At 70.3% G+C, this 17,947-nt stretch carries 21 protein-coding genes; 10 read left to right on the top strand and 11 right to left on the bottom strand.

The window, feature by feature from the left end:
* Nucleotides 1–7 precede the first annotated feature (7 nt).
* Both ACGFI6_RS06580 and ACGFI6_RS06585 read left to right on the top strand, forming a co-directional pair.
* Nucleotides 8–469, top strand: coding sequence for a gamma-glutamylcyclotransferase (locus ACGFI6_RS06580; protein ID WP_393115679.1), 462 nt, complete (start codon nucleotides 8–10; stop codon nucleotides 467–469).
* 9 nt (nucleotides 470–478) lie between these two features.
* A complete protein-coding gene (locus tag ACGFI6_RS06585; protein ID WP_393115680.1) occupies nucleotides 479–2,110 on the top strand; it encodes a phospho-sugar mutase in 1,632 nt (543 codons plus the stop codon).
* A gap of 30 nt (nucleotides 2,111–2,140) precedes the next feature.
* Here the strand turns inward: ACGFI6_RS06585 and ACGFI6_RS06590 are convergent, their stop codons facing one another.
* From ACGFI6_RS06590 to ACGFI6_RS06605, 4 genes are all read right to left on the bottom strand, one after another.
* Nucleotides 2,141–2,590 carry a hypothetical protein gene (locus tag ACGFI6_RS06590; RefSeq protein WP_393115681.1) on the bottom strand — a complete coding sequence of 150 codons (450 nt, stop codon included), beginning with the start codon at nucleotides 2,588–2,590 and terminating at the stop codon, nucleotides 2,141–2,143.
* Between the two features lie 180 nt (nucleotides 2,591–2,770).
* Nucleotides 2,771–3,706, bottom strand: coding sequence for a neutral zinc metallopeptidase (locus tag ACGFI6_RS06595; RefSeq protein ID WP_393115682.1), 936 nt, complete (start codon nucleotides 3,704–3,706; stop codon nucleotides 2,771–2,773).
* A gap of 57 nt (nucleotides 3,707–3,763) precedes the next feature.
* Complete coding sequence (locus ACGFI6_RS06600; RefSeq protein WP_393115683.1) at nucleotides 3,764–4,672, bottom strand: alpha/beta hydrolase; 909 nt, start codon at nucleotides 4,670–4,672, stop codon at nucleotides 3,764–3,766.
* Between the two features lie 13 nt (nucleotides 4,673–4,685).
* The gene (locus ACGFI6_RS06605; RefSeq protein WP_393115684.1) at nucleotides 4,686–5,246 is read right to left on the bottom strand and encodes a PH domain-containing protein; all 561 of its coding nucleotides are present in this window, start codon (nucleotides 5,244–5,246) and stop codon (nucleotides 4,686–4,688) included.
* A 45-nt stretch (nucleotides 5,247–5,291) separates the two neighbouring features.
* On the opposite strand from ACGFI6_RS06605, the gene deoC reads away from it, so the two are divergent.
* Genes deoC through ACGFI6_RS06625 form a run of 4 tightly spaced genes read left to right on the top strand, consistent with a single transcriptional unit; the run spans nucleotide 5,292 to nucleotide 9,582 of the window.
* Nucleotides 5,292–6,260, top strand: coding sequence for a deoxyribose-phosphate aldolase (gene deoC, locus ACGFI6_RS06610; protein WP_393115685.1), 969 nt, complete (start codon nucleotides 5,292–5,294; stop codon nucleotides 6,258–6,260).
* Nucleotides 6,261–6,265: 5 nt separating this feature from the next.
* Nucleotides 6,266–7,702, top strand: a complete 1,437-nt coding sequence (locus tag ACGFI6_RS06615; RefSeq protein ID WP_393115686.1) for an aldehyde dehydrogenase family protein — start codon at nucleotides 6,266–6,268, stop codon at nucleotides 7,700–7,702.
* A 19-nt stretch (nucleotides 7,703–7,721) separates the two neighbouring features.
* A complete protein-coding gene (locus tag ACGFI6_RS06620) occupies nucleotides 7,722–8,567 on the top strand; it encodes an aldehyde dehydrogenase family protein (protein WP_393115687.1) in 846 nt (281 codons plus the stop codon).
* 1 nt (nucleotide 8,568) lies between these two features.
* Nucleotides 8,569–9,582 carry a S66 peptidase family protein gene (locus ACGFI6_RS06625; RefSeq protein ID WP_393115688.1) on the top strand — a complete coding sequence of 338 codons (1,014 nt, stop codon included), beginning with the start codon at nucleotides 8,569–8,571 and terminating at the stop codon, nucleotides 9,580–9,582.
* Here the strand turns inward: ACGFI6_RS06625 and ACGFI6_RS06630 are convergent.
* Together ACGFI6_RS06630 and ACGFI6_RS06635 are read right to left on the bottom strand one after the other, a co-directional pair.
* Nucleotides 9,572–10,171 (bottom strand): hypothetical protein, encoded by a 600-nt coding sequence (locus tag ACGFI6_RS06630; RefSeq protein ID WP_393115690.1) that lies wholly within the window; start codon nucleotides 10,169–10,171, stop codon nucleotides 9,572–9,574. The two genes, ACGFI6_RS06625 and ACGFI6_RS06630, sit on opposite strands and share 11 nt — an antisense overlap.
* A 17-nt stretch (nucleotides 10,172–10,188) precedes the next feature.
* On the bottom strand, nucleotides 10,189–11,199 hold the full coding sequence (locus tag ACGFI6_RS06635; protein ID WP_393115691.1) for a serine/threonine-protein kinase: 1,011 nt from the start codon (nucleotides 11,197–11,199) through the stop codon (nucleotides 10,189–10,191).
* A 41-nt stretch (nucleotides 11,200–11,240) separates the two neighbouring features.
* Between ACGFI6_RS06635 and ACGFI6_RS06640 the strand changes: the two genes are divergently transcribed.
* Nucleotides 11,241–11,780 (top strand): RNA polymerase sigma factor, encoded by a 540-nt coding sequence (locus tag ACGFI6_RS06640; protein WP_393115692.1) that lies wholly within the window; start codon nucleotides 11,241–11,243, stop codon nucleotides 11,778–11,780.
* Here the strand turns inward: ACGFI6_RS06640 and ACGFI6_RS06645 are convergent.
* Entirely contained in the window at nucleotides 11,722–12,126 is a 405-nt protein-coding gene (locus tag ACGFI6_RS06645) for a hypothetical protein (protein WP_393115693.1), read from the bottom strand. The two genes, ACGFI6_RS06640 and ACGFI6_RS06645, sit on opposite strands and share 59 nt — an antisense overlap.
* 9 nt (nucleotides 12,127–12,135) lie before the next feature.
* Nucleotides 12,136–13,221: an FAD-dependent oxidoreductase gene (locus ACGFI6_RS06650; protein ID WP_393115694.1), complete on the bottom strand. Its 1,086-nt coding sequence runs from the start codon at nucleotides 13,219–13,221 to the stop codon at nucleotides 12,136–12,138.
* A 72-nt stretch (nucleotides 13,222–13,293) separates the two neighbouring features.
* On the opposite strand from ACGFI6_RS06650, the gene ACGFI6_RS06655 reads away from it, so the two are divergent.
* Nucleotides 13,294–13,998, top strand: coding sequence for a TetR/AcrR family transcriptional regulator (locus ACGFI6_RS06655; protein WP_393115695.1), 705 nt, complete (start codon nucleotides 13,294–13,296; stop codon nucleotides 13,996–13,998).
* Here the strand turns inward: ACGFI6_RS06655 and ACGFI6_RS06660 are convergent.
* Nucleotides 13,995–14,870 carry a LysR family transcriptional regulator gene (locus tag ACGFI6_RS06660; RefSeq protein ID WP_393115696.1) on the bottom strand — a complete coding sequence of 292 codons (876 nt, stop codon included), beginning with the start codon at nucleotides 14,868–14,870 and terminating at the stop codon, nucleotides 13,995–13,997. The genes ACGFI6_RS06655 and ACGFI6_RS06660 overlap by 4 nt on opposite strands.
* Before the next feature lie 82 nt (nucleotides 14,871–14,952).
* Between ACGFI6_RS06660 and ACGFI6_RS06665 the strand changes: the two genes are divergently transcribed.
* Both ACGFI6_RS06665 and ACGFI6_RS06670 read left to right on the top strand, forming a co-directional pair.
* Nucleotides 14,953–15,696 carry a sulfite exporter TauE/SafE family protein gene (locus tag ACGFI6_RS06665; protein ID WP_393115697.1) on the top strand — a complete coding sequence of 248 codons (744 nt, stop codon included), beginning with the start codon at nucleotides 14,953–14,955 and terminating at the stop codon, nucleotides 15,694–15,696.
* The gene (locus ACGFI6_RS06670) at nucleotides 15,693–15,944 is read left to right on the top strand and encodes a hypothetical protein (RefSeq protein WP_393115698.1); all 252 of its coding nucleotides are present in this window, start codon (nucleotides 15,693–15,695) and stop codon (nucleotides 15,942–15,944) included. Before ACGFI6_RS06665 ends, ACGFI6_RS06670 begins: the two co-directional genes overlap by 4 nt.
* Here ACGFI6_RS06670 and ACGFI6_RS06675 read toward each other — a convergent pair.
* Nucleotides 15,941–16,435 carry a YkvA family protein gene (locus ACGFI6_RS06675; protein WP_393115699.1) on the bottom strand — a complete coding sequence of 165 codons (495 nt, stop codon included), beginning with the start codon at nucleotides 16,433–16,435 and terminating at the stop codon, nucleotides 15,941–15,943. The genes ACGFI6_RS06670 and ACGFI6_RS06675 overlap by 4 nt on opposite strands.
* Before the next feature lie 20 nt (nucleotides 16,436–16,455).
* On the bottom strand, nucleotides 16,456–17,940 hold the full coding sequence (locus ACGFI6_RS06680) for an FGGY family carbohydrate kinase (RefSeq protein ID WP_393115701.1): 1,485 nt from the start codon (nucleotides 17,938–17,940) through the stop codon (nucleotides 16,456–16,458).
* Nucleotides 17,941–17,947 lie beyond the last annotated feature (7 nt).

Here is a 17,947-nt window from a genome sequence, read left to right on the forward strand (position 1 = left end):
TGTTCCCGTGACCCTGTACGCCGCGTTTGCGTCGAATCTGGACCCGAATTTGATGGCCGAGCGGTGCCCGTACTCACCCCTGCGCGGGACCGGCTGGATCACCGGCTGGCGGCTCACCTTCGGCGGCGAGGAGCTCGGCTGGGAGGGCGCGATGGCGACCGTCGTCGAGGATCCGGCCGACGCCGCCAACCAGGTGTTCGTGGCGCTCTACGACATCCATCGTCAGGACGTCGAGCGGCTGGACGAGTGGGAGGCCATCGACCAGGGCGTCTACCGGAAGATCCAGGTCCGGGTGCAGACCCTGGACGGCGAGCAGTTGGCCTGGATGTACGTGCTGAACGCGTACGAGGGCGGTCTGCCGTCGGCCCGCTACCTGGGCATCCTCGCCGAGGCCGCCGAGGCGGCCGGCGCCCCCGACGACTATGTGGCGGACATCCGGTCCCGGCCATGTCAATCGTCGGGTCATTAGAGTGCCCATGTGAGAGACGATCTGAAGGCCGTCGCCGAGGCGTGGCTGAGCGAGGACCCCGACCCCGATACCCGCGCGGAGCTCACGAAGCTCCTCGAGGCGGAGGACACCGACGAGCTGGCTGACCGCTTCTCCGGCACCCTGGAGTTCGGTACGGCAGGGTTGCGCGGAGCCGTCGGCGCCGGGCCGAACCGGATGAACCGGGTCGTGGTGATCCGGGCCGCCGCCGGGCTGGCCGCGTACCTGAAGGCGAAGGGTCTGACCGACGGCCCGGTCCTGATCGGGTACGACGCGCGGCACAAGTCCGACGTGTTCGCCCAGGACACCGCCGCGGTGATGCGCGGCGCCGGGCTGGACGCCGTACTGCTCGACCGGCCCGCCCCGACCCCGGTGGTCGCCTTCGGGATCGGGCACCTGCGCGCAGTGGCCGGGGTGGTCGTCACGGCCTCGCACAACCCGCCGCAGGACAACGGCTACAAGGTGTACCTCGGCGACGGCTCGCAGATCGTACCGCCCGCCGACGCCGAGATCGCGGCCGCGATCGCCGCGGTCGGGCCCCTCGCGGACGTCCCGCGCGGCGACGACTGGCAGACGGCGGGAGACGACCTGCTGAACGCGTACCTGGACCGGATCGCGGAGCTGGTGCCGGCCGACGCGCCACGGGAGCTGAACGTCGCGTACACGCCGCTGCACGGGGTCGGACGCACACTGGCCGAGGCGGCCGTCGCCCGGGCCGGTTTCGCCGTACCGCAGGTGGTCGCGTCCCAGGCCGACCCGGACCCGGACTTTCCGACCGTCTCGTTCCCGAACCCCGAGGAGCCGGGCGCGATCGACGCGGCGCTGGAGCTGGCCCGGTCGATCGACGCGGACCTCGCGGTCGCCAACGACCCTGACGCGGACCGCTGCGCCGTGGCCGTCCCGGACGCTGCGGCGGACGGCGGCTGGCGGATGCTCCGCGGTGACGAGCTGGGCAGTCTCCTCGGCGAGTTCCTGCTCCCGGGCTCCCGTGGGGTGGCTGCTTGCTCGATCGTCTCGTCGTCGTTGCTCGGCAAGATCGCGGCGTCGTACGGCGTCCGGTACGTCGAGACGCTGACCGGGTTCAAGTGGATCGGGCGGGTCCCGGAGCTGGTGTTCGGCTACGAGGAGGCGCTCGGGTACTGCGTGGACCCGACGGCCGTGAAGGACAAGGACGGCGTGTCGACGCTGGTCCGCGTACTGCAACTGGCCGCGCAGGCGAAGGCTGCTGGGCGGACGCTCGTAGACCTGCTGGACGACCTCGCGGTCAAGTACGGCCTGCACGCGACCGACCAGCTGTCGGCGCGGGTCGAGGACGTCGCGCTGATCGCCCAGGCGATGGAGCGGCTGCGCGCGACACCGCCGCAGGCGCTGGGGGCGTACGCCGTCGAGCGGATCGACGACCTGAGCCAGGGGTCCGCGTCGCTGCCCCCGACGGACGGGCTGCGCTACACCCTCTCCGACGGCGCACGCGTGGTCGTGCGCCCGTCGGGTACGGAGCCGAAGCTCAAGTGCTACCTGGAGGTGGTTGTCCCGGTCACGACGGACGTGACCGCGGCGCGCACCCAGGCAGCGGAGGCGTTGGCAGCCATCAAGACCGATCTGGCTGCCGCGGCAGGAATCTGATCCGGAACACCTGGCGGGTGGTTCCGGGGCTCAGCGAGCGGCTGCGGCTGCCTCGGCCTCCTCGGCGTGCAGCGAGCTCTGCAGCGACGAGTGCAGGATGCGGAGCGTGCTGGTGGACTGCATCAGCGCGTCCCGCTCGTCCGGGTTCCGGTTCGCCAGCGCGGAGATGTCGTTGATGGCGGCCTCGATCCGGGCGATCCGGTCGGCGACCGAACCCTCCTGGCTGCTGGCCTTGCGGATCGCGTCCGACGTGACCGTCCAGACGTCCTCCTTGTCGTTGGTACGCCGGGACATGTCCACCATCTGGCTCAGCGCCGCCAGGTCGTGATCGACCTGGGTGCGCTCGACCGGCGTGGTGATCCCGACGGTCGCCTGGCGCAGCCGGGTGACGTGCCCGGACAGCTCCGACCAGGTGGATCGACCGCTCTTGATCTTGTCCAGCACCTTCGCGTACTCGGTGTTGAACTCGTCGTAGTTCACTGTCGTTGACTCCTGCCGTTCGACGATCGACTCAGAACTCTAGGGCCTGCGCACCGCGAACAAGTAACCACACGATCGCAGATCGTGCAGGTGTCGCCAAAACGCAACAGCCGCCCGGTACGCCAACGCGTACCGGGCGGCTGAGTTACGTGCTTGCTGCTGCCTCAGCGAATGCCGGGGTCAGGCGACGTACGGCGAGCTGGCGCCGAAGGTGTTGCAGTTGCCCGCAACGGTGTAGGTGTGCTTCGCGTTGAAGCCCATGGTGGTCCAGAACGCGTGGTTCTTCATCGAGCCGTGGTCACGGGCGTGGTTCGGCTGGTCGCCCATGTGGGTCACCAGCCAGTTGAACTGCACCAGCAGGCCACCGCTCATCGGGTAGTAGCGCTTGTTGGCGCCGATGTAGGCGGCACCGAGGCAGGACGCCTGCAGCTCACGACGACGGCTCTCCTCGAGCCGCGCGGCGTTGGTGCTGAACGCGTTCTGGCGGGCCCAGGAGGCGTTCAGAATGCCGGTCAGCCACTGCACGTGGTGGCCGTACTCGTGGGCCATCATCTGGGTCAGCCACGCCCGGGCGTAGGTCGGGTTCTGGTTCCAGGTGTTGATGATCTGCGCGGCCGGGATGTAGATCGCGCCGTGGCCGCCGCTGCAGTAGTACCCGGTCGTGTTGTAGAGGATGCCGCAGTCGGTGTTGATCTTGGTGCCGGTGTGCACCGACAGCACCGGCTTCACCTTGTACGCCGCGCCGGCCGCCTTCAACGGGACCGCCCAGGCCGCGTACATGCAGGTCCAGAGCTTGCTCGCGTACGCCTGCACGCCCGCCACTGTGCGCAGCGAGACGTTGACCTCCTTGCACTTCGACGGCGTGACGGCCGGGGTCTTGTAGAGCTTGTTGTAGCGCACGATGTTGGTCAGCGAGGACTTGGTCGTGAGGGCGTCACCGGCCGGCGGCGTGCTGACCGCCATGTTCGGCAGCGAGGCCGACGGCTGCGGCAGCGCCGGGTAGTTCCCGGCCGCGGCCGGGGTGGCCTGCGCGTTCGGAAGTGCTACAGCTGCGAAGGCAGCGACGGCGGCAACGCCGGCCAGCCCGCGCAGAGCCTTACGGGAGAGGTTGACCATGAGCTCCACTCTCGATGTGTCAGGGACGTGTTGGACCAATCCTGGAGTGCACAGGGGTCAGCGGCCGAGTTTCGTACCCAGGAACCGCAATTGGTCCGGCAGCATCCGCCGCCAGTAGCCGGGGGTGTGCAGTCCTGCCTGCTGCCCGCCGGCGGCGTCCAGCTCGGCGCGCAGGTCGCCGGCAGCCGCCGCGAACGGGTCGTCCCGGCCACAGTCGATGCGAACGGCAACGTCCCGGAACCCGTACTTCCGCCCGAACACCGCGCTCCGGTCGAAGTCCGCCTGGTCATCGAAGGCCCCGGCCTGCGCGTCGGCGTACCGGTGCCACAGTGCCGGACTGAGCGCGGCGACGGCCACCGCCTGCGCCGACGGACCGACCCGCCGCTGCCAGTAGCGCAGGGCGACCTGGAGCAGGGCACCGTACCCGCCCATCGACCAGCCGAGGATGGCGTGCTTGCTGGTGTTCAGGCCGCGCTCGGCCAGCAGCGGAAGGAACTCTTCGCCGAGCATGAAGCCGGGATCGTTGCCGTCGGCCCGCCGGTGCCAGTAGCTGTCGGTTCCACCGTCGACGGTGGCCAGCGCGTACGGGGGCGTGCCGGCCCGGACCGTGGCGGTCAGGAAGCGGTCGATCCCGAGGTCGTTGACCGCGGACGTGTGGTCGCCGCCGCGACCGTGCAGGACGAGAACGACAGGCAACGCGGCCTTGGTGTCGTAGCCGTCCGGGTAGATGACGCTGTAGCCGACCTTCGTCCGCCGGCCGATCGAGTTGAACGCCCCGGACACCACGGGACCTGCGGGGACGTCAGGAACGACGCCGTCCGGGCCGGTCAGGCCGAGGGCGTCGTGGATCCGCCCGCGACCGGGGATGACGCCGGTCTCGAGAGCTGCGACCGCCGCGACGCCGGCGACACCTGCCGCGGCGCCGGTGCGGACGAACGTACGTCGGGTGAGCAAGCGGGTCGGCACGGGTCAGGGATGGTCAGCGGACGATTGCGGAGACCACGGCTATGACCGCCAGCACACCGAGCACGATCAGCTCCGGGCGTGCCCAGGCGGTTACCACCTCGCCCTCCGACGTACCGGAGAACTGCTCCATGTGGCTCTCGATCCGGCTCACCACGATGTCGGCCTTCGAGATCGAACTGTCGGCGCGGAGCTTGCGCCCGCCGACCCGTTGCTTGCGGAGATCACGCATGACCAGTACGACGCCCGGGGCGCGGAAACGGTTCGTGTCGGTGTGGATGCGGAGGATGTCGGCGACATCGGCGCCGGTCACCTTCGACCACGGGATCTGGTGATCGCGCAGGTGGTTGCGGAGCAGCAGGTTCTCGGGGCTGAGCGTGACCGACGGGCGCATCAGGCCGACGTAGGCCAGCATCATGAAGATCGCAATGACGCTGCCGACGAGCAGCCCGGTGGCGGTCCGCCACTCCAGGATCACGTCGAGCAGGCCGAGAGCCCCGATCACCAAGACGATGGTCCCGGTGATCCGGTTCGACGCGGACAGGTACTGCTCGCTCTCCGGCGATTTCGACTTCACCTGCACAACGTAACCGGCTCTCAGAATCGGCACTAGACTGCCTTGGTGACCACACTCGACAGCGGGCCGGACAGTGGCGTGGACGCGTTGGCCGACGTGACGTCCTCGGAGGACCGCCTGCGCCGGTTCCTGCTCGGTCTGCCGGGCGTGGACCAGGTCGGCGCAGAGGCCCGTGCCGCCACCCTGAGCACGCGGTCGATCAAGACCACCGCCAAGGCGTACGCACTGGACCTGGCGATCCGGATGATCGACCTGACCACGCTGGAGGGCCAGGACACGCCCGGCAAGGTGCGGGCCCTGTGTGCGAAGGCGAAGCGGCCCGATCCGGCCGACCCGAGCGCGCCGCAGGTCGCCGCGGTCTGTGTGTACCCGGACCTGGTCGCCACCGCGAAGCGCGAGCTGCAGGGCTCCGGGATCAACGTCGCGAGTGTCGCGACCGCCTTCCCCAGCGGGCGTTCCAGCCTCGCGATCAAGATCCAGGACACCAAGGACGCGGTCGCGGCCGGCGCCGACGAGGTCGACATGGTGATCGACCGCGGCGCCTTCCTCTCCGGGCGGTACGCGATGGTCTTCGACGAGATCGCCGCGATCCGCGAGGCCGCCGGCGACGCGCACCTGAAGGTGATCCTGGAGACCGGCGAGCTGGCCACCTACGACAACGTCCGGCGGGCGTCCTGGCTGGCGATGCTGGCCGGCGCAGACTTCATCAAGACCTCCACCGGCAAGGTGTCCCCCGCGGCCACGCTGCCGGTCACGCTGGTGATGCTGGAGGCGGTCCGCGACTACCACGAGGCCACCGGGCTGCACATCGGCGTCAAGCCGGCCGGCGGCATCCGGACCGCGAAGGACGCGATCAAGTACCTGGTCACGGTCAACGAGACCGCCGGACCGGACTGGCTGGACCCGGAGCTGTTCCGTTTCGGTGCCTCCAGCCTGCTGAACGACCTGCTGATGCAACGCACCAAGCTGGCCACCGGGCACTACCCGGGCCCCGACTACTTCACGTTGGACTGACACGCATGAGCAGATTCGAGTACGCACCCGCCCCCGAGTCCCGGGCGATCGTCGACATCAAGTCGTCGTACGGGCTGTTCGTCAACGGGCAGTTCGTCGATGCGACGGACGGCAAGCCTTTCAAGACCGTTTCGCCTGCCTCGGAAGAGGTGCTGGCCGAGGTCAGCGAGGCCGGGCCGGCCGACGTCGACAAGGCGGTGAAGGCGGCCCGCAAGGCCTTCGACAAGGTCTGGGGCCCGATGAGCGGCAAGGACCGGGCGAAGTACCTGTTCCGGATCGCGCGGCTGATCCAGGAGCGCGCGCGGGAGCTCGCGGTGCTGGAGTCGCTGGACAACGGCAAGCCGATCCGCGAGTCCCGCGACGTCGACATCCCGTTGGTGGCGGCGCACTTCTTCTACTACGCGGGCTGGGCCGACAAGCTCGAGTACGCCGGCGTCGGCGACGACCCGCAGCCGTGGGGTGTCGCGGGCCAGGTGATCCCGTGGAACTTCCCGATGCTGATGCTGGCCTGGAAGATCGCCCCGGCGCTCGCGGCCGGCAACACCGTCGTACTGAAGCCGGCCGAGACGACTCCGCTGACCGCACTGGCGTTCGCGGAGATCTGCCAGCAGGCGGATCTGCCGCCGGGCGTGGTGAACATCGTCACCGGCGCCGGACGCACCGGACAGGCCCTGGTCGAGCACCCGGACGTGGACAAGGTCGCGTTCACCGGATCCACCGCGGTCGGCCGCGCCATCGCGAAGTCGGTCGCCGGCACCCACAAGGCGGTCACGCTGGAGCTGGGGGGCAAGGCGGCGAACATCGTCTTCGAGGACGCGGCGCTCGACCAGACCGTCGAGGGCATCGTCAACGGCATCTTCTTCAACCAGGGCCACGTCTGCTGCGCGGGTTCGCGGCTGCTCGTTCAGGAGAGTGTGTACGACGAGGTCCTCGGCCGGCTGAAGCGCCGGATGGAGACGTTGCGCGTCGGCGACCCGCTGGACAAGAACACCGACATCGGCGCGATCAACTCCGCCGCCCAGCTGGCGAAGATCCGCGAGCTGTCGCAGATCGGCGAGGACGAGGGCGCCGAGCGCTGGTCGCCGGAGTGCGAGCTGCCGCAGCAGGGCTACTGGTTCCCGCCGACCGTCTTCACCGGCGTCTCCCAGGCCCACCGGATCGCCCGCGAGGAGATCTTCGGCCCGGTGCTGTCGGTGCTGACCTTCCGGACTCCGGCCGAGGCGGTCGAGAAGGCGAACAACACGCCGTTCGGCCTGTCCGCGGGGATCTGGACCGAGAAGGGATCCCGGATCCTCTGGATGGCGAACCAGCTGCGCGCCGGCGTCGTCTGGGCGAACACGTTCAACCGCTTCGACCCGACCTCGCCGTTCGGCGGCTACAAGGAGTCGGGCTACGGTCGCGAGGGCGGCCGCCACGGTCTGGAGGCCTACCTTGCCCACTAAGGAAACTCCGAGGCTGGAAGTGCGCAAAACCTACAAGCTCTACATCGGCGGCGCCTTCCCACGCAGCGAATCCGGGCGCTCGTACGTGGTGAACAATGCCAAGGGCAAGTTTCTCGCGAACGCGTCGCAGGCCTCCCGCAAGGACGCCCGGGACGCGGTGGTCGCGGCCCGGAAGGCGTTCAACGGGTGGCACGGGCGGACCGCGTACAACCGCGGCCAGGTGCTGTACCGGATCGCCGAGGTGATGGAGGGCCGGCACCAGCAGTTCAGCGCCGAGGTCTCGGCCGGCGAGGGGCTGTCGATCTCGAAGGCTCGCGCTGTGGTGGACGAGGCGATCGACCGCTGGGTCTGGTACGCGGGGTGGGCCGACAAGCTCGCCCAGGTGGTCGGCTCCTCGAACCCGGTCGCCGGTCCGTACTTCGACTTCTCGTTGCCCGAGGCAACCGGTGTGGTCGCGGTGCTCGCCCCGCAGGACTCGTCGCTGCTCGGGCTGACGAGTGTGATCGCGCCCGCGATCGTCTCCGGCAACACGGTGGTCGCGGTCTCGTCGTTCGAGCGCCCGCTGCCGGCCGTGACGCTGGGCGAGGTGATGGCGACCTCCGACGTACCGGGTGGCGTGGTGAACCTGCTGACCGGCTCCGCGTCGGAGATCGGGCCGTGGCTGGCGTCACACCAGGACGTGAACGCGATCGACCTGTGCGGGATCTCTTCGGAGCAGGAGGCCCGCGACCTCGAGATCGCCGCCGCGGACAACCTCAAGCGGGTCCGCCGTCCGGCCGAGGAGGACTGGTCCGCGGACCAGGGGCTCTCGCGCCTCACGCAGTACCTCGAACTCAAGACCGTGTGGCACCCGATCGGAGTCTGACGTGCTGAAGCCAGGTGACCGGGTCGCGATCGTCTCGCCGGCCTCGGGCCTCCCGGAGCTGTTCCCCGCCCCGTACGAGCTCGGTCTGCGCCGGTTGCGGGACGACTTCGGGCTGGACCCGGTCGAGTACCCGACGACGCGGAAGATGCAGAGCAGCCCCGAGGACCGGGCCGCCGATCTGCACGCGGCCTGGTCGGACCCGTCGATCCGCGCGGTGATCGCGTCGATCGGCGGCGACGACCAGATCACGGTGCTGAAGCATCTGGATCCGGAGGTGTTCCGGGCGAACCCGAAGCCGTTCTTCGGGTACAGCGACAACACCAACCTGCTGAACTTCCTTTATTCCTTGGGGTTGCCGGCCTTCCACGGCGGCAGCGTGATGGTGCAGTTCGGCCGTGGCGGCGCGATGCACCCGGACACCGAGCGATCGTTGCGTGCGGCCCTGTTCACCGGCGGCGACTTCGACCTGACGCCGGCCACCGGCTGGACCGACGTCGACCACGACTGGAACGACCCGGTCAACCTGCAGACCGAGCCGCCGCTGTTCCCGGGCACCGGCTGGACGTGGAACGGGTCCCGCGCGGTGACCGGGAAGCTCTGGGGCGGTTGCCTGGAGATCCTCGACTGGCAGCTCGCCGCGAACCGCTGGATGCTCCCGACCGAGTCGTACGGCGGCGTGCTGTTCTGCGAGACCAGCGAAGAGATGCCGACCGCGGAGCACGTGTACTGGATGCTCCGGAACCTGGGCGAACGCGGCCTCCTGGAGCGCTTCGACGCAGTCTTGTGGGGGCGCCCGAAGTCCACGTCGCTGTTCCAGAAGCTCACCCCCGAGGAGTCGGTCGCGTACATCACCGGCCAGTACCTCGCGGTTGATCGCGCCCTCGCGGAGTACAACCCGAACGCAGTGCTCGTGAAGGGCCTCGACATCGGCCACACTGACCCCATGCAGGTCCTCCCGTACGGCGGCCAGGTCCGCATAAACCCAGCCACACAACGCATCACCGTCACCTACTGACGGTGGTGCGGGTCAGTGACGGGTTCGGGTTGGGGTAGCAGGCGACCGGGGCGGTGGTGCTGAGGAACTTCCACTTGATCTTGGCCTTCAGAGTGAGGCCGGGGTCGTCGTAGCTGGTGCCTTTGAGCTTGGTCTCGACGGTGGTCCCGGCGCGGCCGGACTTCAGGCGGACGCTGAGCGTCGGCAATTGGTAGTTCGCGCCGCCAGGGATCGGGCCCGGCACCTTCACCACGGCGGTGTTGCCCTCGAGTTGCACCGTCGGGTTCGAGTTGAGACCGGAGCCTCCGGTCAGGACGGCACCGACGTACGACGAATTGGCCGGGACCGGGACGCGCAGGGTGAGGTCGCGGACCTCTTGGAGCTTGAAGCCCTTGACGTCGCTCGGGAGCGTGCCGGGCTGCGAGTGCACCGCGATCGTGAAGCGGGTGTTGGCGCGGACCGCGGCAGGCGCCTGGGCGTCGACGTTCTGGCGGAGTGAGATGGTGTGCCGGCCGAACTTGGTGTCGGCGCGGCACGCATAGTTGGCGGTCGGCTGATCCGTCGGAGAAAGTAAGGCGAGAATCACCACAAGACTGCGGTAAGTAGCCATATGGCTACTCTATGCAGTCACATCCCGAAGAGGAACCATCCGCCCACACCAGCCGCCACGAAAACGACGGGCAGCGCCAGGAGGAACCACTTCCGCCTGCGGCGTCGGCGACGTACCGGCGGATCGGTCGCGACCGTCGTGTCGAGGTCGTCGTCGGTGATCGTGGTCCGCTCGGCTGCGCGCAGCGGGGCCTCCTGCTCCAGGCGGAACGCCTCAGCCTCCAGCCGCTCCGCGAGGGTGTCCGCACGCTCCCAGCGGTCCGCCACCCGGTACGCGAGGGCCCGCGCGAAGACGTCGTCGAGTTGCCCGACCGAGTCGTGCAGGACCGTCCGCAGGCTCGGCGGCGGCAGGTCCGGATCCCGGTTCAGTACGTCGCCGATCGAGCCGGCGCTGTACGGCGGGTGCCCGGTGACCAGGGCGTACGTGACCGCGCCGACCGCGTAGATGTCCGCGCGCTCGTCGAAACCGCCGTCGCCACGTCCTTGCTCGGGCGCCATGTACGACGGCGTACCGACCGCCTGGGTCAGACCCGACGCCTCCGCCGCGCGTTTGGCCAGACCGAGGTCGGCGAGCACGATCCGGTGCGTCCCGCCGCCGGTCTCGTCGCCCGGCCGGAGCAGCAGGTTCGCCGGGGTGACGTCGCGGTGCACGACTCCCTCGCTGTGCAGCGCCGCGACCGCCCGCGCCAGGTCGGCGCCCCACCAGAGCGCGTCGACCGCATCCAGCGGGCCCTGCCGCAGTACGTCGCCGAGCGTGCCGCCGCCGACGTAGTCCATCACGAAGTACGGCCGGCCGTCGTCGAGTTTGCCCAGGTCGAAGACCCGGACCACTCGGTCGCTGGAGATCCGGCGCATCAACCGGGCCTCGGACAGGAAGCGTTCCCGCACGTCGGCGCGCGACGACCAGTTGTCCGCCAGCACCTTGACGGCCACGTCGACGTCCAGGTCGTCGTCGTACCCCCGCCAGACGGTCGCGAACGCGCCCGCGCCGATCTTGTCCCGTAACCGGTACCGCCCGATGACATCCATCCCGGCTATTGTCGACCACAAACCAGTTCAAGAGGGGGAGCATGACCGAGGAGTTGGAAGAACTGGCGTCCCGGGCGGCTGCCGGGGACCAAACGGTGCTTCCACAACTTCTGCAGGCGATCCGGCCTCAGGTGCAGCGGCGGGTGGCCAAGTTCCTGCCGTACCGGGAGGACGCGGAGGAGGCGGTCCAGGACACCCTGCTCCAGGTGGCGAACAAGGTGCACACCTTCAAGGGCACCGGCAGCTTCGCGGGCTGGGTGACGATCGTGGCCACGAACCAGGCGCGGCAGACCTACCGGAAGCTGAAGCGCCGCTCGCTCGAGCAGTCCGCCGAGGTGCTCCCGGAATCGGTCGACCCACGCACCACCTCGGTCATCGCCGGCTCCCGGCTGGACCTGCTCGAGGCCCTGGAGGCGCTCGAGTCCAGTCACCCGCAGCTCGTCCAGCCGCTAGTCCTGCGCGATCTCGGCGCGCTCTCGTACGCAGAGATCGCCGAAGAGCTCGACGTCCCGCTCGGCACCGTCAAGGCCCGGATTCACCAGGCTCGGAAGGCTGTCGCGGAGCGTCTGACCGTCCGCTGACCGACGCCGCCGCCAACTCGGCGACAGCGCGCACCTGGTCGTTGGTGGTGCTCTCCCGCACCGCGGCGATGACGTCCAGGTCGGCGGGCTCGGCCAGTTGGGTGAGGACGTTCAGCGCGCTGACGTGATCGAAGCCGGCCGGGATGTCCTCGCTCGCATCGACCGGTGGTCGCGACAGGATCTCGAGCGCCACCTGACGGACGTCGGCCGCGAGCGGCTCGAGTGGGTTGCCGCCGCTGAGTCGCGTGTACGCCGCGGCCACCTGGTACATGTTCAGCGCGCGGCAGACGGTCGGCACATTCGGACTGTGCAGAAGGGCTTCGAACGCCTGCAGCGGGATATCCACCCCGCCAACCTAGTCGACCACTGCGTCGGCTCCCCCGAAGAACCTCAGAACCTTCTGCGCCGCATCCGGCCCGCTCATCAGCTCCGCGACCATCGCGGACCGCTCCGCGACCTCGGTCGTACGGGCGTACATCGCCGTCTCGTACTGCTCGAGCGCGGCGTCCAGGTCATCGCGGTGCGCGGCGATCGCCAGCCCGAGCTCGACCGCGTCGAGCATGGCCTGGTTCGCGCCCTCACCGTGCGACGGCATCAGATGCGCGGCGTCCCCGAGCAACGTGACACCTGATCGGCGCGGCCACCGCAGACCGATCGGGAGCAGGTACGCCGGCCGGACGACGAACGGCTCGTCACACGCGGCCAGCAGCCGACGGAACTGCGGCGCCCAGTCGGCGGGCAGGTTGGTGACCGCGGCCGGGTCCACGTCCGCGGGCCCCTGGATGGAGATGCTCACCTGGACGACGCCGTTCCCGTTGCGTTGCGCGCCGAGCATCCGGTCCGGCCCGAACACCCAGTAGTTGCCTCGGCCAACCATCGCGGCCAGCTCGGGTGCCGTGCGATCGGCGTCGTGGATCGCGCCCTGCACCACGACCTTGCCCTGGTACGCCGGCTCGGTGCCGGTGAGCATCGGGCGGACGCGGGAGTTCGCACCGTCGGCGCCGACGAGCAGGTCGCACGTCGCCGTACTCCCGTCGGCGAAATGCAGGACCTGCCCGTCCGCGTGGGTGAAGACACTCCCCCAACGGACGGTCCGCGGCGGAAGCGATCGCAGCAGCAGGTCGCGCAGGTCGGCGCGGTCGATCTCCGGGCGCAGCATCGGCGCGTCGTCCGGGGTGTCCTCCTGGTAGAGCAGGTTGCCGGTGTGATCCAGGATCCGGTGGTCCTGTCCCTCGCGGCGCGCGGCCGCGAGGAACTCCTGCTCGAGACCGGCCGCGCGCAGGGCGGCCTGACCGCTGTCGGTGTGCAGGTCGAGCATGCTGCCCTGGCTGCGGGCACCCTCCGCGGCATCGCGCTCGTACACGATCGCGTCGAGGCCGTGGACGTGCAGGATCCGGGCGAGCGTGAGGCCACCGGGCCCGCCGCCGACGATCGCGATCATGGGTACGCTCCTGTCGATACACTGTATTGAGAAATACACTGTATCGTACGAGGCGGTGTATTGTTCAAGCCTGTGACCGACAGTCCCGTGCTCTGGGAGCGACCGGAGCCGTCCGAGCGCCGGCAGCCGAGCCCGCTCAGCCGGGAGCGGATCGTCCGGGCCGCGATCGAGCTCGCGGACGCTGCGGACCTGGACGCGGTCTCGCTCCGGAAGGTCGCCGCCGCGCTCGACGCCGGTCCGATGCGCCTCTACCGGTACGTCGACACCAAGGACGAGCTGCTCGAGCTCATGGTCGACGCCGTCTACGCGGAGCTTCCGGCGCCGGCCGGCGAGACCTGGGACGCCGTCCTGCGCTCGATCGCGAACGGGACCCGCGAGGCCGCGCTGCGGCACGAGTGGTTCGCCGACCTGCTCGGGAGCCGGCCGCGGTTCGGTCCGGCCACGCTCGCGCACACCGAGGCGTCGCTCAGCGCGCTGCGCGCCACCGGTCTCAGCGACCTCGACACGCTGACCGGCGCCCTCGAGGCGCTCAGCGTCTACCTGGTCGGCGCGGTCCGCAAGGAGATCACCGAGCGCCGCGCCGAACGCACGACCGGCCTCGACCGGCACCAGTTCCAGCGCGCCACCGGCCCGTACCTGACCCGGATGTTCGCGACCGGCAAGTACCCGATGCTGTCCGAATGGGTTCACGACGCGCGGCACCGGAAGGCCACCGAGATCTTCGATCTCGGCCTGGGCTACCTGATCGAGGGGATCCGGGCGCAGCTACCCGGTTAGCGGCTGGCGGCCGCGTGCAGGTGGGTGGCGAGCAGGTGCGCCGACTCGGGCGCGTCCGCGGCGTAACAGACCAGGTGGCTCCGGGTCGACCAGGCGTCCTGGAGCGGGCAGATGTCGACGCCGGCGATCGCGTCGACGGCACGGCGCGGTACGACGGCCAGACCGGCGCCCGCGGTGGCTAGCGTGATGAGCGTGTGCAGGGTAGGGACGAGCGTGCGGTAGCGCGGCGCCGGGGCGTGTGGGCCGAGGCGGTCGTCCATCCACTGGCTCAGGGGCGAGCGGCGGTCCAGGCCGACCAGGGGATGCTCGGCAACCTCGGCGTACGCGATCGAGGCCCGGCCGGAGAGCGTGCCGCCGGCCTGCCCGATGACGACGAGCGAGTCGTCGGCCAGCGGCTCGGTCCGCAACTGGGTCGGCTCGTCGTCCAGGATCACGCCAAGATCAGCCTCACCGGCCGCGAGCAATCGGACACTGCGGACCGTACGGCGCTCGCTCACGTTCACGTCGTACTCCGGGTGTTCGCGGAGGAACGTGGCCAGCGCCATCGGGACCAACTGGTGCATCGCGGACCCACCGGCGACCAGGCGGATCGGGGCCGACCGCGAGACGGCGTACGACGCGACCGCGCTGTCCAGGCGGGTCGTCTCGGCGAGCACCTCGCGGGCGTGCCGAGCCAGGGTGGCGCCCGCCGGGGTCAACCGGACGCCGCGGCGCTCACGGACCAGGAGCGGTACGCCAGCCTGCGCTTCGAGCGCCCTGACCCGTGCGCTGGCCGAAGGCAGGCTCAGGTGCATTACCCGCGCGCCGGCGGTGATCGAGCCCTCTGCCGCTACATGGGTGAAGAGCCGGAGATCATCCAGGTCGTACCGCATCCCACCAGCCTACGTCTCAGCCTGAGGCTGGCTACGGGGATCGCGCATTGTGGAGTGCCCGCGGAACCCGGATCCTCGAAGGGTGCTGCTGATCCTCCTGGCCGGTGTCATCGCCGGCGCGCTGAACGCCGTCGGTGGTGGTGGGAGCTTCGTGGCGCTCGCCGCCCTGGTCGGCGCCGGGATGCCGCCGGTGACCGCGAACGCGACCACGACCGTCGCGCTGCTGCCCGGGAACGCGACCAGCGCATGGGTGTACCGCCGGGAGATCCAAGGGCTGGCCGCGCCGTCCATCCCGGCCGTGACGCTGGCGAGCGTGGCCGGTGGGGCAATCGGCGCCGGGCTCCTGCTGTTGCTGCCGTCGGCGTCCTTCGACGCGGCGGTGCCGTGGCTGCTGGCGTTCGCGACCGTGGTCCTCGCGTTCGGCAGGCGGCTGACCGCGGCGCTGCGGCTCGGGCGGCCGGGGCCTGCGGCGATCCTCGCGGGGCAGTTCCTGCTGGCGATCTACGGCGGGTACTTCGGGGGCGCGGTCGGGCTGATGATGCTCGCGTTCTGGACCGCGACGACCACGCTCGACCCGGCCCGGGGCAATCCGCTACGCGTCATCCAGGTCGCGGCCGTCTACCTGACCGCGGCGTTGATCTTCGTGTTCGCGGCCGACGTGCTGTCCCAGCCGCTGCAGCTGGTCGCGATGCTCGCCGGCGCGATCATCGGCGGGTACGGCGGGGCGCACGTCGTACGACGGCTACCGCCGACCGTACTGCGTGGGCTGGTGCTGAGCACCGCCGTACTGATGACCGCGCTGTTCTTCGTCCGGGCGTTCGCATGAGCCCCGACCAGCTCGCAATGGCCTACCAGGCCTGCGAAGTCGCGGACCTCGCCGCCGCGGCGGTCGGGCTGGACGATCCTGCGGAGGCTGCTGAGCAGGCAGCGCGGGTACTGGCCGCGGCGCGACAGTTGGTTGCCGCCGCCAACCGTCTCGGGTCGGACGAGCTACCGGCGGATCCGTTGCAGCGCTTCGCGTACGAACATCCTGAGGAAGCTGCCGCGGACATCGCCGCCTGGGTCGGTCGCTAAGAGTTGGAGCGGCGGCCGGTCGGGGGCTCGCGGCGCGGGAGTTGGTCCCGTTCGCGGCGCAGGTAGAGGCCGGTCGCGGTCGAGACGCTGGTGAGCAGCCACATGAAGACGCCGGCGTCGTCGGTGACACCAATGATCGGCAGCAGGTCGGGCAGGATGTCGATCGGCGAGACCAGGTAGACGAGGGCGAGCACCCAGAGGAACGGCCGGTTCTTCGGCAGGTCGGCGTACGCGCCGCGGCGGACGTCGCGGAGCAGCCGCGGCAGCGCCTGCGCCCGCTCGAACACGTTCCCCACCGGCACCGGCTCGCCGCGCGCGATCTTCCGCCGCCGCACCACCCGGCGCCGGACGAACCCCAGCGCCCCGACGACGACACCGACCACGAGCAACCCGGCCCCGACCGCAACCGCCGGCAGCCCGACGACATCGTCGTCGCGGAACACCAGCGTCAGCAGCCCGATCAGCCCGAGCAACCCACCGAAGTACACCATCCAGCAACTGTAGAGGGAGATCAGTTGTAGGGCTGGGAAAGCAGCGGGCGGGTGTTGGTGAGGACCTGTTCGTAGTTCGCGCGGATGGTGGCGGCGTCGACGGTGATGCCGGGTTCGGGCTTGCCGAGCGGGACCTGCCAGGTGGGCGGGGTGGCGGCGCCGGAGAGGGCCCAGGCGGCCTGGCGGGCGGCGCCGAGGGCGACGTACTCGGCCGGTTCGGGGAGGACGACCTCGGCGCCGAGGAGGGCCGGGGCCAGGGCCTGTACGGCGCGGGAGCGGGCGCCGCCGCCGAGCAGCAGGACGCGCTGCACCGGGACGCCCTGGTCGCGGAGCGCGTCGACGGCGTCAGCGAGGCCGCAGAGCAGCCCCTCGACCGCGGCGCGGGCCATCGTCGCGGGCTGCATGGTGGCGCGGGTGAGGCCGTAGATGAGGCCGGTCGAGTGCGGGAGGTCCGGCGTCCGCTCGCCGTCCAGGAACGGCAGCAGGACCAGGCCGTTGCTGCCCGGCGAGGTGATCGCGGCCTCGTCGAAGGCGGACAGCTCGAGGCCGAGCATCTGGGCGGTCGCGGACATCACGCGCGCCGCGTTCAGGGTGCAGACCAGCGGCAGGTACTCGCCGGTGGCGTCCGCGAAGGCTGCGACCAGGCCGGTCGCGTCCTTGGTCGGGTGCGCGGAGCGGGCGAACGCCGTACCGCTCGTACCGAGGGAGACGGCGACGTCGCCGGGCTGCAGGTCGAGGCCGAGCGCGGCGGCCGCGTTGTCGCCGGTGCCGGCCGCGATCGCCGCGCCGAACGCTGTCTGCCCAACGATCTCTGCCGGCCCGGCAACCCGCGGAAGCTGCAACTGCCTACCGAACGCCAACTCCACCAAGTCGGTCCGGTAGCTGTTCGTAGTAGGCGACCACCAGCCAGTCCCCGAAACATCCCCCCGATCAGTGGTGATCCCCTCGATCCCACTCCGATCCGCAGCCAACTTGTGCGTCATCCAGTCATGCGGCAGGAGCACGGCAGCCGCCCTGCGCGCGGCGTCGCGGCGCATCGCCGCCACGTCGGCCACCGCGGCACCCTCGGCCGCCCCCACCGCCTCTGCGCGCGCGGCTTCGTCGCGGATCCAGCGGAGTTTCGTCACCGTGAAGGACGGGACGGGCACCGAGCCGATCGCCTCGGCCCAGGCTTCTGGGCCTCCTAGTTCGGCCAGGAGTTCTGTGGTGGCGTCGGCTGAGCTGGTGTCGTTCCAGAGGACGGCGGGGTGGACGACCTCACCGGCCTCGTCCAGCAGCACCATCCCGTGCTGCTGGCCGCCGATCGCGATCGCCTGCACCCCGTCGAGCAGGCCGTCCGACGCGGTCTCCCACGCCTTCCACCACTCCGCCGGATCCACCTGCGTCGCATCCGGGTGCGGCGCCCTGCCCTCGCGAACCACCGCCCCGGTCTCGGCGTCACACACCAGAACCTTGGTCGCCTGGGTCGAACAGTCCACCCCGGCAACCAGCCTCAGCTCAGTCATGCACCCA

Origin of the sequence: Kribbella sp. NPDC048928 (assembly GCF_043197975.1) — a bacterium.
Classification (GTDB): Bacteria; Actinomycetota; Actinomycetes; order Propionibacteriales; family Kribbellaceae; genus Kribbella.